The organism is Arthrobacter sp. P4_F10, from assembly GCF_056401435.1.
This window is the reverse complement of the sequence record NZ_JBFUJJ010000015.1, coordinates 13,024-26,038: the sequence shown is the minus strand read 5'-3', so window position 1 is coordinate 26,038 and position 13,015 is coordinate 13,024. Positions and strand designations below refer to the sequence as shown.

12 protein-coding genes and 2 tRNA genes are annotated in these 13,015 nt (G+C 67.5%); 5 read left to right on the top strand and 9 right to left on the bottom strand.

Annotated elements, in window-relative coordinates:
* Positions 1-11: 11 nt before the first annotated feature.
* The 4 genes from AC1DR1_RS15195 to AC1DR1_RS15180 form a co-directional block, all read right to left on the bottom strand.
* Entirely contained in the window at positions 12-671 is a 660-nt protein-coding gene (locus AC1DR1_RS15195; RefSeq protein WP_026266422.1) for an ATP-dependent Clp protease proteolytic subunit, read from the bottom strand.
* A 38-nt stretch (positions 672-709) separates the two neighbouring features.
* Positions 710-1,348, bottom strand: a complete 639-nt coding sequence (locus AC1DR1_RS15190; protein WP_229993399.1) for an ATP-dependent Clp protease proteolytic subunit — start codon at positions 1,346-1,348, stop codon at positions 710-712.
* Positions 1,349-1,646: 298 nt separating this feature from the next.
* Positions 1,647-3,038 carry a trigger factor gene (tig, locus tag AC1DR1_RS15185; RefSeq protein WP_229993383.1) on the bottom strand — a complete coding sequence of 464 codons (1,392 nt, stop codon included), beginning with the start codon at positions 3,036-3,038 and terminating at the stop codon, positions 1,647-1,649.
* 68 nt (positions 3,039-3,106) lie between these two features.
* Positions 3,107-3,181 (bottom strand) — tRNA-Pro (locus tag AC1DR1_RS15180).
* A gap of 131 nt (positions 3,182-3,312) precedes the next feature.
* Here AC1DR1_RS15180 and AC1DR1_RS15175 point away from each other — a divergent pair.
* Positions 3,313-3,383: transfer RNA gene (locus tag AC1DR1_RS15175), tRNA-Gly, on the top strand.
* Between the two features lie 130 nt (positions 3,384-3,513).
* On the opposite strand, the gene AC1DR1_RS15170 is transcribed toward AC1DR1_RS15175, so the two are convergent.
* The 3 genes from AC1DR1_RS15170 to AC1DR1_RS15160 all read right to left on the bottom strand — a co-directional run bounded on the left by AC1DR1_RS15170 (position 3,514) and on the right by AC1DR1_RS15160 (position 6,095).
* Positions 3,514-4,452 carry an Fpg/Nei family DNA glycosylase gene (locus AC1DR1_RS15170; RefSeq protein WP_364743973.1) on the bottom strand — a complete coding sequence of 313 codons (939 nt, stop codon included), beginning with the start codon at positions 4,450-4,452 and terminating at the stop codon, positions 3,514-3,516.
* Positions 4,452-4,943 carry a ribose-5-phosphate isomerase gene (locus AC1DR1_RS15165; protein ID WP_364743976.1) on the bottom strand — a complete coding sequence of 164 codons (492 nt, stop codon included), beginning with the start codon at positions 4,941-4,943 and terminating at the stop codon, positions 4,452-4,454. The genes AC1DR1_RS15170 and AC1DR1_RS15165 overlap by 1 nt, the downstream gene beginning before the upstream one ends.
* A gap of 150 nt (positions 4,944-5,093) precedes the next feature.
* The gene (locus tag AC1DR1_RS15160; protein WP_229993385.1) at positions 5,094-6,095 is read right to left on the bottom strand and encodes a hypothetical protein; all 1,002 of its coding nucleotides are present in this window, start codon (positions 6,093-6,095) and stop codon (positions 5,094-5,096) included.
* A gap of 804 nt (positions 6,096-6,899) precedes the next feature.
* Here AC1DR1_RS15160 and pepN point away from each other — a divergent pair.
* Positions 6,900-9,455, top strand: coding sequence for an aminopeptidase N (gene pepN, locus AC1DR1_RS15155; protein WP_476992855.1), 2,556 nt, complete (start codon positions 6,900-6,902; stop codon positions 9,453-9,455).
* A gap of 85 nt (positions 9,456-9,540) precedes the next feature.
* Complete coding sequence (locus AC1DR1_RS15150; protein ID WP_476992834.1) at positions 9,541-10,026, top strand: OsmC family protein; 486 nt, start codon at positions 9,541-9,543, stop codon at positions 10,024-10,026.
* 18 nt (positions 10,027-10,044) lie between these two features.
* Here the strand turns inward: AC1DR1_RS15150 and AC1DR1_RS15145 are convergent, their stop codons facing one another.
* Positions 10,045-11,061, bottom strand: coding sequence for an NAD-dependent epimerase/dehydratase family protein (locus AC1DR1_RS15145; protein ID WP_476992833.1), 1,017 nt, complete (start codon positions 11,059-11,061; stop codon positions 10,045-10,047).
* 136 nt (positions 11,062-11,197) lie between these two features.
* Here AC1DR1_RS15145 and AC1DR1_RS15140 point away from each other — a divergent pair, with 136 nt between their 5' ends.
* Together AC1DR1_RS15140 and AC1DR1_RS15135 are read left to right on the top strand one after the other, a co-directional pair.
* Positions 11,198-11,857 carry a mechanosensitive ion channel family protein gene (locus tag AC1DR1_RS15140; RefSeq protein WP_229993389.1) on the top strand — a complete coding sequence of 220 codons (660 nt, stop codon included), beginning with the start codon at positions 11,198-11,200 and terminating at the stop codon, positions 11,855-11,857.
* A gap of 4 nt (positions 11,858-11,861) precedes the next feature.
* Positions 11,862-12,320 carry a globin gene (locus AC1DR1_RS15135; protein ID WP_476966624.1) on the top strand — a complete coding sequence of 153 codons (459 nt, stop codon included), beginning with the start codon at positions 11,862-11,864 and terminating at the stop codon, positions 12,318-12,320.
* Between the two features lie 22 nt (positions 12,321-12,342).
* On the opposite strand, the gene AC1DR1_RS15130 is transcribed toward AC1DR1_RS15135, so the two are convergent.
* The gene (locus tag AC1DR1_RS15130) at positions 12,343-13,002 is read right to left on the bottom strand and encodes a DUF8185 domain-containing protein (RefSeq protein WP_476966623.1); all 660 of its coding nucleotides are present in this window, start codon (positions 13,000-13,002) and stop codon (positions 12,343-12,345) included.
* Between the last annotated feature and the right edge of the window lie 13 nt (positions 13,003-13,015).

Genomic DNA, 13,015 nt, shown 5'->3' with positions numbered 1-13,015 from the left:
CGAATTGCTGATTAGCGCGCGATTGCCTGGGGCTTGATCTTGCGGGAATCGAGGACCTGGTCAATGAGGCCGTACTGCATGGCCTCGGCGGCCGTGAGGATCTTGTCCCGCTCGATGTCGTTGTTGACCTGTTCCGGCGTTCGGCCGGAGTGCTTGGCCAGCGTGTCCTCAAGCCAGGACCGCATGCGCATGACCTCGGCGGCCTGGATCTCCAGGTCCGAGGCCTGCCCGCCCTGTCCGCCGGACAGTGAGGGCTGGTGGATCAGCACGCGGGCGTTCGGCAGCGCGAGGCGCTTGCCCGGCGTGCCGGCCGCGAGCAGCACGGCGGCGGCGCTGGCCGCCTGGCCGAGGCAGACGGTCTGGATCTCGGGCCGGATGTACGTCATGGTGTCGTAGATCGCGGTCATGGCGGTGAAGGAGCCGCCCGGGGAGTTGATGTAGAGCGTGATGTCGCGGTCCGGGTCCGTGGACTCGAGCACCAGCAGCTGGGCCATCACGTCGTCGGCCGAGGCGTCGTCGACCTGGACGCCGAGGAAGATGATGCGGTCCTCGAACAGCTTGGTGTACGGGTCCTGGCGCTTGAAGCCGTAGGGGGTGCGCTCTTCGAACTGGGGCAGCACGTAGCGGCTGCTCGGCAGGTTGCCGGCAGTCGAACCGAAGTTGTAGTTCATGTTCATTGCTCCTGAATTCATTGCTGTCTACCTGCCGGTCAGTTCTCGGTGGCTGTCGCAGCGCCGCCGGCGTTGCCGGAGCCATTGGCGTTGGTTCCGCCGCCGCCGGCCACGGATCCGGCGTGCGCCGCGATCTTGTCGAAGAAGCCGTATTCGAGGGCTTCCGGGGCCGTGAACCACTTGTCGCGGTCGTTGTCCTTGAGGATGGTGTCCACGCTCTGGCCGGTCTGGTCAGCGGTCAGCTCGGCCATGACCTTCTTCATGTGCAGGATCAGCTCGGCCTGGATCTTGATGTCCGACGCCGTGCCGCCGATGCCGCCGGAGGGCTGGTGCATGAGGATGCGGGCGTTGGGGGTGGCGTAGCGTTTGCCCTTGGTGCCGGAGGAGAGCAGGAACTGGCCCATGGACGCGGCGAGGCCGGTGGCAACCGTGACAACATCGTTCGGGATGAACTGCATGGTGTCGTAGATGGCCATGCCGGCGGTGACGGAGCCGCCGGGTGAGTTGATGTAAAGGTAGATGTCCCTTTCAGGATTTTCCGCCGAGAGCAGCAGCAGCTGGGAGCAGATCGCGTTGGCGTTATCGTCGCGGACCTCGGAGCCGAGCCAGATGATGCGCTCTTTCAGCAGGCGGTTGTAAATGTAGTTATCCTGGGCTGCCGGATCGACCGTGGCCATCCGGGGTGCCCCTGCTTGCTGTGACATATGTACTTACCTCTCGCTGGCGACGGTGACGCCATTGGACGACATCACTGAACTTTCCTACAGCGACACTAACCGTTTTCACGCCCGCTTTGTTCGCTGGCGCCGGGCTGTTCGCTGACGGCGCACGATTGCCGGGACCGCGCAAGCCGGGTCCCGGAGGCACGGCCTTCGCGGCGCTTAACTGGCTGCGTCAACAGGACACGGCCGGCAGGCGGGGGGCTTAAAACGAACGGCCCCCGGATCGGTGATCCGGGGGCCGTCAGCGGCAATGCTAGAACTTCACTGCTGCGGGGTCATCGCTCGGCGTGGCCTCGGTGGCTGCATCCTCTGCGGTTGCTTCCTCAACGGGCTCGGCGGCCGGGGCTGCCTCGTCGCCGGGGCGGACGAAATCGCTCAGGTCAACCTTGTTGCCCTCGGAGTCGGTAACCTCGGCCTGGCCCAATACGACGGCCAGTGCCTTGCGGCGGCGGACCTCGGAAACCATCATGGGAACCTGGCCGCTCTGATCGATGATCTGGGCGAACTGGTTCGGGTCCATGCCGTACTGGCTGGCGGTGGTGACGATGTAGTCGATCAGCTCGTTCTGGCTGACGTTGACTTCTTCCTTTTCGGCGATTGCGTCAAGGATGATCTCGTTCTGGAAGGCGCGCTCGGTGTTGGCCTTGACTTCGGCGCGGTGCTCCTCGGTGTCGTGCTCGCCTTCACCGTGGGCGTTTTCGGCGTTGAAGTGCTGCTCAAGCTGCTCTTCAACGATCGATGCCGGGACGGGAACCTCAACGAGCTCAACGAGCTTGTCCAGGACCTTGTCGCGGGCCTCGACGCCCTGGTCCACAACCTTGGACTCGGCGGCCTGCTTGGCGAGGTCCTCACGGAGTTCGGCCAGGGTGTCGAATTCGCTGGCGAGCTGGGCGAAGTCGTCGTCGGCGACGGGGAGTTCGCGCTCCTTGACGGCCTTGACGGTGACCTTGACCTGGGCGGACTCGCCGGCGTGCTCGCCGCCAACCAGCGTGGTGTCGAAGATGGCGTCCTCGTCGGCGCTGAGGCCGGTGACGGCCTCGTCGAGGCCTTCGAGCATGGTGCCGGCGCCAACCTGGTAGGACAGGCCGGAGGCGGAGTCAACGTCTGCGCCGTCGATCGAGGCTGCGATGTCGATCGTCAGGAAGTCGCCATCGGCGGCCGGACGGTCTACGGACTTCAGCGTGCCGAAGCGGCCGCGGAGCTCGTCCAGGGCCTTGTCGACGTCGGCGTCCGAAGACTCGGCGGCGGCGACCTCAACCTTGATGCCGGCGTAGTCAGGCAGCTCGATCTCGGGGCGGATGTCAACCTCGGCGTGGAACTTGAGCTCACCGTCGGTGGCGGACGGGTCCGGAACCTCGGTGATCTCGACCTCGGGACGGCTCAGGGGGCGGATGCCGGTTTCCTGCACGGCGGCCTGGTACCAGCCGTTGAGACCTTCGTTGATGGCCGTCTCCAGGACGTAGCCGCGGCCAACGCGCTGGTCAATGAGCTTGGAGGGGACCTTGCCCTTGCGGAAACCGGGGACCTGGATCTGCGAAGCAACAGTCTTGTATGCCTCTGCGATGCTGGGCTTCAATTCCTCAAAGGGGACCTCAACATTGAGCTTGACCCGCGTGGGGGTGAGGTTCTCGACAGCGCTCTTCACAGTCTAAGTACTCCTGGTTTGGGGGGTATGGGGTTCTGCATTGCCACGTGCTGGCAGTGCTTGCAGAGTCGGGGTGACAGGATTTGAACCTGCGACTTCCTGCTCCCAAAGCAGGCGCTCTAGCCAAGCTGAGCTACACCCCGTAAGTGCACAGAACAGTCTACGGTCATACACTGCCGATTTGCACATTTGACACCGGGGCCCTGAATTGGGTTTAGTTGTATCCGGCTTGCACAGCCGACCGGAAGTTATGCTGGAGTTCCAGCAAGTTCCCGGGGACGTAGCTTAATGGTAAAGCCTCAGTCTTCCAAACTGATTACGCGGGTTCGATTCCCGTCGTCCCCTCGGAAATATGACGAAAAAAGCCCCTCTGCGGAGGGGCTTTTTTCTTGCCCTCATGCATCTTTCATGCCCGATTCATGCCTCTGTCATGCGTCTTTCATGCCTGCTTCATGCCTGCGGCGTTTATGCCTGCTCAGGCCTGCTGGCACTGCGGACACCAGTACAGCTTCCGCGCACCCAACTCCGTGAGCGCCACGGGCGTGCCGCAGTCACGGCAGTCCAGCCCGTGCCGGCGGTAGACGAAGTGTGCCTCATCCGGTTCCGGCAGCACGCGACGGGACGCGCCGGCACCGGCGCCATTCCAGTAGCGCGGCGGCGTCGTGATGATCCGTCCGTCCCGGACGCCGTCGGACATCATGGCCACGGTGTCGTCCCAGAGCCGGCGGGCCGCGTCCACTGACAGTTCAGCCCCGGGCAGCCAGGGGTTGAGGCGCTGCCGGAACAGCAGTTCGGCCCGGTAGACGTTCCCGATGCCGGCAATCACCTTTTGGTCCATGAGCAGGCCCGCCAGCGGTGTGCGTTTGCCCGCCACCGTGGCGATGAAGGCGTCCCGGTCCCCTGACCGGTTGCGCAGCGGGTCCGGGCCGAGCCGCGCCAGCACGGCCGCCGCCTCCGGTTCCGTGATTGCCTCGCACGTGGTTGCGCCGCGGAGATCGGCCCAGCCGTGCCTGCTCACCAGCCGGACGCGGACGGCGCCCACCGGCGCGGGCGGCCCTGCGTATGCAGACGAGGCGGCGACGACGTCGGCCGGCTCAGCCGCGCTGTCGTCGTCGTAGACCTCCCGCTCCCCCACCTTCCGGGGCGCGCCGATGCTGGACGCGCCGCGGAAGCTGGCGTCGCCGCCAAAATTCCAGGCGCCATAGAGGCCGAGGTGGACATGCAGGTCCAGCCCGTGCTCGAACTCGAGGAAGAGGTGCTTGCCGTGCGCGGTCGCGGCTGTCATGACGTGGCCGTCCAGCAGTGCGGCGCCGGGCGCGAACCGGCCCTGCGGGCTCGAGACTGTCAGCCTCTCGCCTGCGAAAACGTCACCGAACTGGCGGGCCAGCCGGTGGACGGAATGCCCTTCCGGCACTAGTCGATGACCTCGCCGGTGCGCTCGTACGTGGCGATCTTGCCGATCCGGCGGACGTGGCGCTCGTCGTTGCTGAACGGCTCCGTCAGGAAGGCCTCGATGATTTCCGTGGCCTCTTGGACGCTGTGCTGGCGGCCGCCGACGGCGACGACGTTGGCGTCGTTGTGTTCGCGGGCAAGCTGCGCCGTGGAGAGGTTCCACGCCAGCGCGGCACGCACGCCCTTGACCTTGTTGGCGGCAATCTGTTCGCCGTTGCCAGAGCCGCCGAGGACGATGCCCAGGGCGTGGGTTCCGGCTTCCTGGTCCGCGACGACCGCGAGGGCGGCGTTGATGCAGAACGACGGGTAGTCATCCAGGGCGTCGTAGACCTTGGGTCCGTGGTCCAGCACCTCGTAGCCCTTGGCACTGAGGTGGCTGACGAGGTGGGCGCTGAGCTCCATGCCGGCGTGGTCGGTGGCGATGTGCACGCGGGGGAAGTCAGAAATGGTCACGGCTGTTCCGTTCGGTTGCGGCGCCGGGCGGCGGCCGGGTGCGGTTGGGGTCTGGTCCAAGCGTACTAGGCCGAGCCTTCCGGAGCGGTGCTCTAGCTGGCCGGATGCCTCACGGGGCTCTCGTGTTACACGGCTGTTTACACGGACGAGTTACACCGCGGGTGTCCCGCCGTTCCGCCGGGCCCTGTCCGCCACCCGGGAAAGCGTTTGGGCCATGTTGTCCGCCGCGGTGGCGCTTCCGCCGCTCACCGCCAGCCGCCGCCCGTCCGAGCGGTCGATGACCACGGCGGGGCCGCTGCTGACCAGCATCGCCGTGGTGTTGCCGTGGATCCGGTATCCCCACCCGCCATAGTCCGCCGCCGTGACGTCCCGGGGCGTGGCGGCGTCGATGGCCGCGGCCGGAACTTCCATGACCCGGACGAAGCCTGCCGCGAAGACGTGCAGGCCGCCGCGGTCAACCCGGATCCGGGCCACCAGGAACGCCGCGGCCACCAGGGCCGCGGCGACCAGGAGGGCAGCAAGCCACGGCACCGCAATGGTGAGGAGGGCGGCGGGCAGAAGCGTCGCGATGCCGAGCATGACGAAGATCGAGCTGCGGGCGTGGACCCAGAGGCTGACCCGGTCCCTGGCCAGTTCCGGATCCTGTTCACGCTCGAGGGCCTGGCGGACGGCGAGGTCGTCATCGACAGACCAGCGTTCGTCGGCCTTGAACACGAAACCCATGACGACGCCCAGGGCGAGGGCCGCGCCGCTGCCGAGGGCCAGAACGGAGGCGTCCACATGGGATCCCCGCGCATCGGGCAATCCCAGCTGGCCCACGAGCACGGCTGCCAGGACGGTGGTGACGAAGAGGCTCATGGCCAGGCCGGCGCCCATCATGATGCGGCGCATCATCACGGGGCGGGACAGCGGAACGGCCTGCAGCAGCACGGCCCAGCCGATCACCACGATCAGCGCGGCACCTGCTCCCGTGACGGCGGTGAACGGCGCGAAGTCGGCGGCACCGGCACCAGTCCAGCGGACGGCCAGCGGTTCGGGCAAATCCGGGCGCACCAGAAGCGCGCACACCACGAATCCGGCCGCCAGCATCAGGGGGAAACCGATGGCAAAGCGCAGCGCCCTGGCATCGACTGAGTAACGGATCTTTCCCATACCCCAACGCTACCCCCGCCGCACCTTGAGGGATCTGGGGACGTGCGCGCAGGTCAGGAGGTCGACGGGAGGGAAACGTGGGATCAGGCACGTTGTACAGGACCCGCCCACGAGCAAGAAGAGATCGCGATTCAGTACGACGGCGGGCATCACGCCAGTCCGGCCCAGCGTCGCAGCGACATCTTCCGGGATGAGAACGCCAGGGATGCCGGGTGGCGCGTCGTCGTATTGACCCAATGGCACTTGACCCCGTTCGCCCCTGGGATGGAGCCGGCCGCGTTTACCCGCGTGCGCGCGGCGCTGACGGAGCGCGGCTGGAGTCCCGGCCCTGGTTCAAGTCCGGGACCGAAGCCGGGGCGACGCCAACGTACCCGCCCCCCAGTGCACTCACTTGACACGAATGGCCGCTAAGCACGGTGGCAGAGCGGCCATCTGCGGCAAATCGAGGAGAGAGCTCCGGCGGAGTTCCGGGAAGCACCCGGATCGAAGTTCAAGCGCACTCGGGCAAACCACACGCCCCGGTTCCGAAGGCCCGTGCCCGGGTCCGAAGCCGGGGCAACCTCAACGTGCCCGCCACGCCGCGCCGCCCCACCGCACTCATCTGACACGAATGGCCGCCAAGGGCATCGGCTTAGCGGCCATTYGTGGCAAATCGTGGACTCGGTGCAGGGGCGTTGGCGCCGGACATTGTGATCGGGCTAACTTGCCATAGGCCGCTGACGTGAAAGAATAATTTCACAGTATCGCCGGCGGCTGCGGCCGGCCGGCAGTATCCATCTTCTTCTGGAGGCCCCTTTGCCCGGTATGAACCTGACCCGCGCCGAAGCCCGCGAGCGCGCCGCCCTGATCGACGTCGACTCCTACGAGGTCAGCCTTGACCTGACGCGTGGCGAGAAAGTCTTCGGGTCCACCACGGCCGTGAAGTTCAGGGCCAAGCCTGGGTCTTCGACCTTCATCGACGCCGTGACCCACGCCGTGCACAGCGTGAGCCTCAACGGCCGCGAACTGGACCCGGGCGAGGTCTCCGACGGCGTCCGGATCCAGCTCCCGGACCTGGCGGCCGAGAACCACCTGCTCGTGGTCGCCGACGCGCCCTACATGAACACCGGCGAAGGCCTGCACCGCTTCGTGGATCCGGTGGACAACGAGGTCTACCTGTACACGCAGTTCGAGGTCCCGGACTCGCGGCGCATGTTCGCCGTCTTCGAACAGCCCGACCTCAAGGCCAGCTTCACCTTCACCGTCACCGCCCCCTCGCACTGGGACCTCGTGTCCAACTCCCCCACACCGGTGCCGGTGGAGACCATCCCGGGCGCGGACGGGGGCGCCCGCTCCGTCTGGGAGTTCACCCCCACTCCGCGGCTCTCCTCCTATGTCACCGCGCTCATCGCCGGGCCGTACCAGTCGGTGCGCAGCGAAGTCACGTCGGCGGAAGGCCGGGTCACTCCGCTGGGCATCTTCGCCCGCAAGTCGCTCATGCAGTACCTCGATGCCGAGAACATCTTCGAGCTCACCCGGCAGGGTTTCGAGTTCTTCGAGGCCCAGTTCGGCTGCCCGTACCCGTTCGAGAAGTACGACCAGCTCTTCGTGCCGGAGTTCAACGCCGGCGCCATGGAAAACGCCGGGGCCGTCACCATTCTTGAAGGCTACGTCTTCCGCGGCAAGGTCACCGATGCCCAGGTGGAACGCCGCGCCATCACCGTGCTGCACGAGCTCGCGCACATGTGGTTCGGTGACCTCGTGACGATGCGCTGGTGGAACGACCTCTGGCTCAACGAGTCCTTCGCCGAATACATGTCCCACCTGGCCGCCGTGGAGAACACCGAGTTCGACCACGCCTGGACCACCTTCGCGTCCGTGGAGAAGTCCTGGGCGTACCGGCAGGACCAGCTGCCCACCACGCACCCGATCTTTGCCGAGATCAACGATCTCCAGGACGTTGAGGTGAACTTCGACGGCATCACCTACGCCAAGGGCGCCTCGGTGCTGCGCCAGCTCGTCGCCTGGGTGGGCCCGGAGGAATTCATGTCCGGGGTGCGCGAGTACTTCAGCAAGCACGCCTGGCAGAACACCGAGCTCAGCGACCTCATGGCCGAACTCGAGAAGGCCAGCGGCCGTGACCTCGAAAGGTGGGGCCAGCTCTGGCTGGAAACCGCCGGCGTCAACACCCTGACACCGGAGATCTCGGCGGACGCGGACGGCACCATCGGCTCCTTCGCCATCGTGCAGTCGGCGATCGAGAGCGAACCGACGCTGCGGCCGCACCGCCTCGCCGTCGGCTTCTACAACCTCAACGGCGCCGGCAGGCTGGAGCGGGTGCACCGCGAGGAGCTCGACGTCGACGGCGAGCGCACCGAAGTTCCGGCCCTGGCCGGCCTGGCCCAGCCGGACCTGATCCTGCTCAACGACGACGACCTCGCCTATGCCAAGGTCCGCCTGGATCCGAAGTCCCTCGCCACCGCAACGGCGCACCTGAAGGACTTCAGCCAGAGCCTCCCGCGCACCCTCGTGTGGGGCTCGGCCTGGGACGCGGCGCGCGACGGCGAATCCCCGGCCCGCGGGTACGTGGACCTGATCCTGGCCAACATTGCCGAGGAATCCGATTCCTCCGTGATCATGGTCCAGCTCCGCCAGCTTGCCACCACGCTGACCTTCTACGTGGCCGAGGAGCACCAGGCGGCCACTGCCGTAGCCGCGGCCGACAAGCTCTGGGAGCTCGCCTCGGCGGTGCCTGCCGGCTCGGACGCACAGCTGCAGTTCGTGAAGTCCTACGCCCTGCTGGCCCGCAGCGCCGGGCAGCTGGACACGGTGTCCGGGCTGCTGGACGGCTCGCTCACCCTCGACGGGCTGAGCGTGGACCAGGACCTGCGGTGGGAGCTGCTGGCATCCCTCGTGGCAGGCAGCCGCGCCGGGCAGGAGCGGATCGACGAGGAACTGGCGCACGACAACACCTCCAACGGCCAGAACGCAGCGGCCCTGGCCAAGGCCGCCATCCCCACTCCGGAGGCCAAGGCCGAAGCCTGGGAATCGATTGTGGTCAAGGGCGATCTGTCCAACGCCCTGCAGGGCTCCGCGGTGACCGGTTTTACCCGGGTCCTGGACACCTCCCTGCTGGAGCCGTACGCCGAGAAGTACTTCGAGGCCGTCCCGGGCATCGTGGCCAACCGCACCCACGCGCTGGCCTCGCAGATCGTCGTCGGGCTCTACCCGGCCCAGCTGACCACGCAGGCCACCGTGGACCGCACGGATGAGTTCCTGGCCTCGCTGCCGGAGGAAAGCTCGGCGCTGCGCCGGATGATGCTGGAGAACCGCGACGGCGTGGCCCGCTCCCTGCGGGCCCGCCAGGCCGACGTCGGCTAGGACGCCAACAGCCTGCCCCGACGATCCTGGAACCCCGGTGCCGCCCCCGCGCGGCGCCGGGGTTCCGTCGTTCTAGACTGGCCGCATGAGCCTTGACGAACACCGCTACGCGCTGACTGTCCGCTGGACTGGGAACCTCGGGTCCGGGACGTCCACGTACCGCGGTTACTCACGCGACCACGACGTCGAGATCCCCGGGCTGCCGGTGTTGCGCGGCTCCGCCGATCCGACCTTTCACGGGGACCGGCAGCGTTACAACCCCGAACAGCTGCTCCTGGCCGCGCTCTCGCAGTGCCACATGCTCTCCTTCCTGCACGTGGCCGTGAAGCACGGCGTGGTGGTGACAGCCTATGAGGACCGGGCCGAGGGCCTGATGCGGACCAACCGGGACGGCAGCGGGCAGTTCGAATCCGTCACGCTGAAGCCCACGGTGACGGTGGCGGGAGCGGCGGCCCCGGATGTTCTGGAGGAGCTTCACGTCGAGGCCAACAAACTCTGCTTCATTGCCCGCAGCGTCAACTTCCCGGTGTTGCACGAGCCCACGGCTGTGGTCCAGGGCCAGACTGACTGAACAGGTCAGCCGGCACCGTCAGCCGGGCCCGGCTGAGTCCTCTGCCTTGTACTCGGACACGATCCGGCGTTCCGTCTCCGGGCTCATCCCGGCCTTGCGCTCGCGGCCGAGTCCGCGGCGGCGTTCATCCGCCAGGGTGTCCCGCAGCGTGTCCATCCAGGGCCGGATGGACAGCCCGGCTGCCCGGGCAGCGTCATTGCTGCGGGTCTCGAAGCCATCATGGCCGGGCGGCAGCCACAGCGGCAGCGAGTCCGGACCGGCCCAGTAGTTCGCGCCGTGGGACGCCAGCCAGTCCTCGGGAGCGACAACGGCCTCGGAGTCGGCGTCGGCGAGCTGACGCGACTCCTCAAGGTAGGCGGCAAAGGGGACCGGTTCGCCGACGGCGTTCAGTGCCCCGGTGATCCCCTTTTCGGCGGCGGTGAGGATCCAGGCCGCGAGGTCGCGGACGTCGATGATCTGGGTCGCGTCGGTGGGGATGTCCGGGACCAGGACGGGATCGTTGTCCCGGGCGAAACGGGCCGGCCAGTACCCGTAGCGGTCGGAGCCGTCCCCGGGTCCGCCGATTAGGCCGGCGCGGCAGAGGTGCGCCTTGTCCCCTGCCAGTTGGCGGGTCCATTGCTCGATCGCGGACTTGGCCTCGCCGTAGTTATCGATGCTCAGTTCCGTGCCCGGAGCCAGCGGCGGACGCACCTGAGCGTCGTCTTCGGCGGCGCCGGCCACCGAATGGTCGGCATAGACGGAGCAGCTGGAGATGAAGGTCCAGTGCCGGGCCGAGCCGGCCAGCGCCTCGAGCGCCTCCCGCGCCTGGTCAGGATCCCGCGAAACGTCGACGACGGCGTCCCACCCGCCGCTGCCGGCGGCCTCCTCGTAGGCGGCCTTCCCCTGGGAGCGGTCCGCGCGCAGCCAGGTAGCGCCGTCGGGCGGCGCAGCGACGTTACCGCGGGCCAGGCAGGTGACGTCGTGGCCGGCGGCCAGGGCCTGCCGGGCTATTTCTGCTGACAGGAAGACCGTTCCGCCGAGTACCAGGATGCGCATGGAGCCACGCTACGGCGCTAATGTTGAAGTAGACCAGAGTGTTATGCGCCCGGCGAACGCCGGCCGCCTATCCGGACGCCCAGCCCCGCTGCCGGCCGGCAGCAGGGACGCAGCAACAAGGAGTTTTCCCCCGCCGATGATCAGCCTTACCACCATCGAACCAATCACCGCCCAAGACATCGCGGCCGTCAACCTGCCGGGTGCCCTGATCAGCCTGGGGATCGGCGTCGCCGTGTGGCTGGTGGCATCCTTCGTGATCTCCGTCATCACCAAGCGCGTCGCCTCGGGCAGCACGCTCTTCAAGAAGCCGCACTTCCGCTGGGTGGCTCCGGCCTTCCGCGCCCTGGACCATGAGCGCCGGGTCCAGCGGGCACAGACAATCGGCGCACTGCTCAGCAGCGTGGTCGGCGTCCTGGTGGCCGTCCTCACCATCGTGTATGTGCTCAAGAACCTGAACGTGGACATTGCCCCGATCCTGACCAGCGTCGGCATCCTCGGTGTGGCCATCGGCTTCGGCGCCCAGCAGCTGATCCGCGACTTCCTCGCCGGCATCTTCATCACGATCGAGGACCAGTACGGCATTGGCGACATCATCGAGACCTCCGAGGTGGTGGGCACTGTCGAGGCCATGAACCTGCGGATCACCCGGGTCCGGTCCGACGACGGCACCATCTGGTACTTGCGCAACGGCGAAATCCTGCGCGTGGGCAACCGCTCCCAGGGCACTTACATTCCGCCGGAGACACCGCCGGCGGACGAGGCCGACAGCGCACCCCAGCAGAAGGCCGGAGAATAGAGAAATGACGATTCCCAGCGCCGGCGAACCCAGCCAGCCCAGGCAGCTGCTGCAAAACGATCCATTCAGCCAGCCCGGCTACACAGACAACTTCTATGACGCCGTGGGCGGCCACGAGACTTTTGTGAAGCTCATCGACGTCTTCTACGACGGCGTCGCGACCGATCCGCTGTTGCGCGCCATGTACCCGGAAGAGGACCTCGGCCCGGCCAAGCGGCGCTTCCTGATGTTCCTGGAACAGTACTGGGGCGGGCCCACCACGTACGGCGAGGAGCGCGGGCACCCGCGGCTGCGGATGCGCCACATGCCGTTCCGGGTGACGCCGGAGGCCAAGGAACGCTGGCTGTTCCACATGCGCGCCGCGGTGGATGCCCTGGAGCTGCCGCAGTTGTACGAGGGAACGCTCTGGGACTACATGGAGCGGGCAGCCCTTTCCATGGTGAACAGCCCGTCGGAGGCCTGAGCGGAGGGTGCCGGGAAGCTTCCTAGAGCCCGGTGCCGGTCCGGACCAGCACGTGGCCGCGGGTGCCGCTGAGCCGGAACCAGCGCCCGGCCCGGTAGAGCCGTTGTTCGCCGTCGGCCAGGAAGCCCAGGGTGAGGGCGGCGAACGCGGCGCCGGCCGGCAGCCCGGCGGCGTCGGGCAGTTCCCGGCCCCAGACCGTTGCCCGGGCGTTATTGACGATCAGCGCGCCCGGCTTGTCCGGGATGATCGCGGCGATCTCCCTGATGCCGGCCTCGGCGGCGGCCCGCAGGACGGTGTCCTGAACCGTGCCGAGCAGTTCCCAGCCGGCCCGCGGCGCCCCGATCCCCGCCCACGACTCGCTGACGGTCACCGGCGGGACAGGAAGTTCGACGTCGTGCTCCCCCGCCCGTGCCAAACGGTCCAGCACGGCGGACAGCGGCACGGTGACGTCAGTGTCCGCCGGCTGCGCCAGCGCCATGGTCCGCAGGCCCAGGATGGTGGGGGTGGATTCGCCCAGGAGCCGGGGCCGCAGGACGCAGACGTAGGCGGCCAGGACTGGGCCCGCGGCCTGGAGCCGGATGGCGCCGTCGTCAATGGACTTGGCGCGCGTGGCGAAGGTGCGCAGGTCGTCGAGGTCGCGGGGATCGGAGAACTGCAGGGGCTGGGTTAGGACATCAGACACACTACCGACTCTA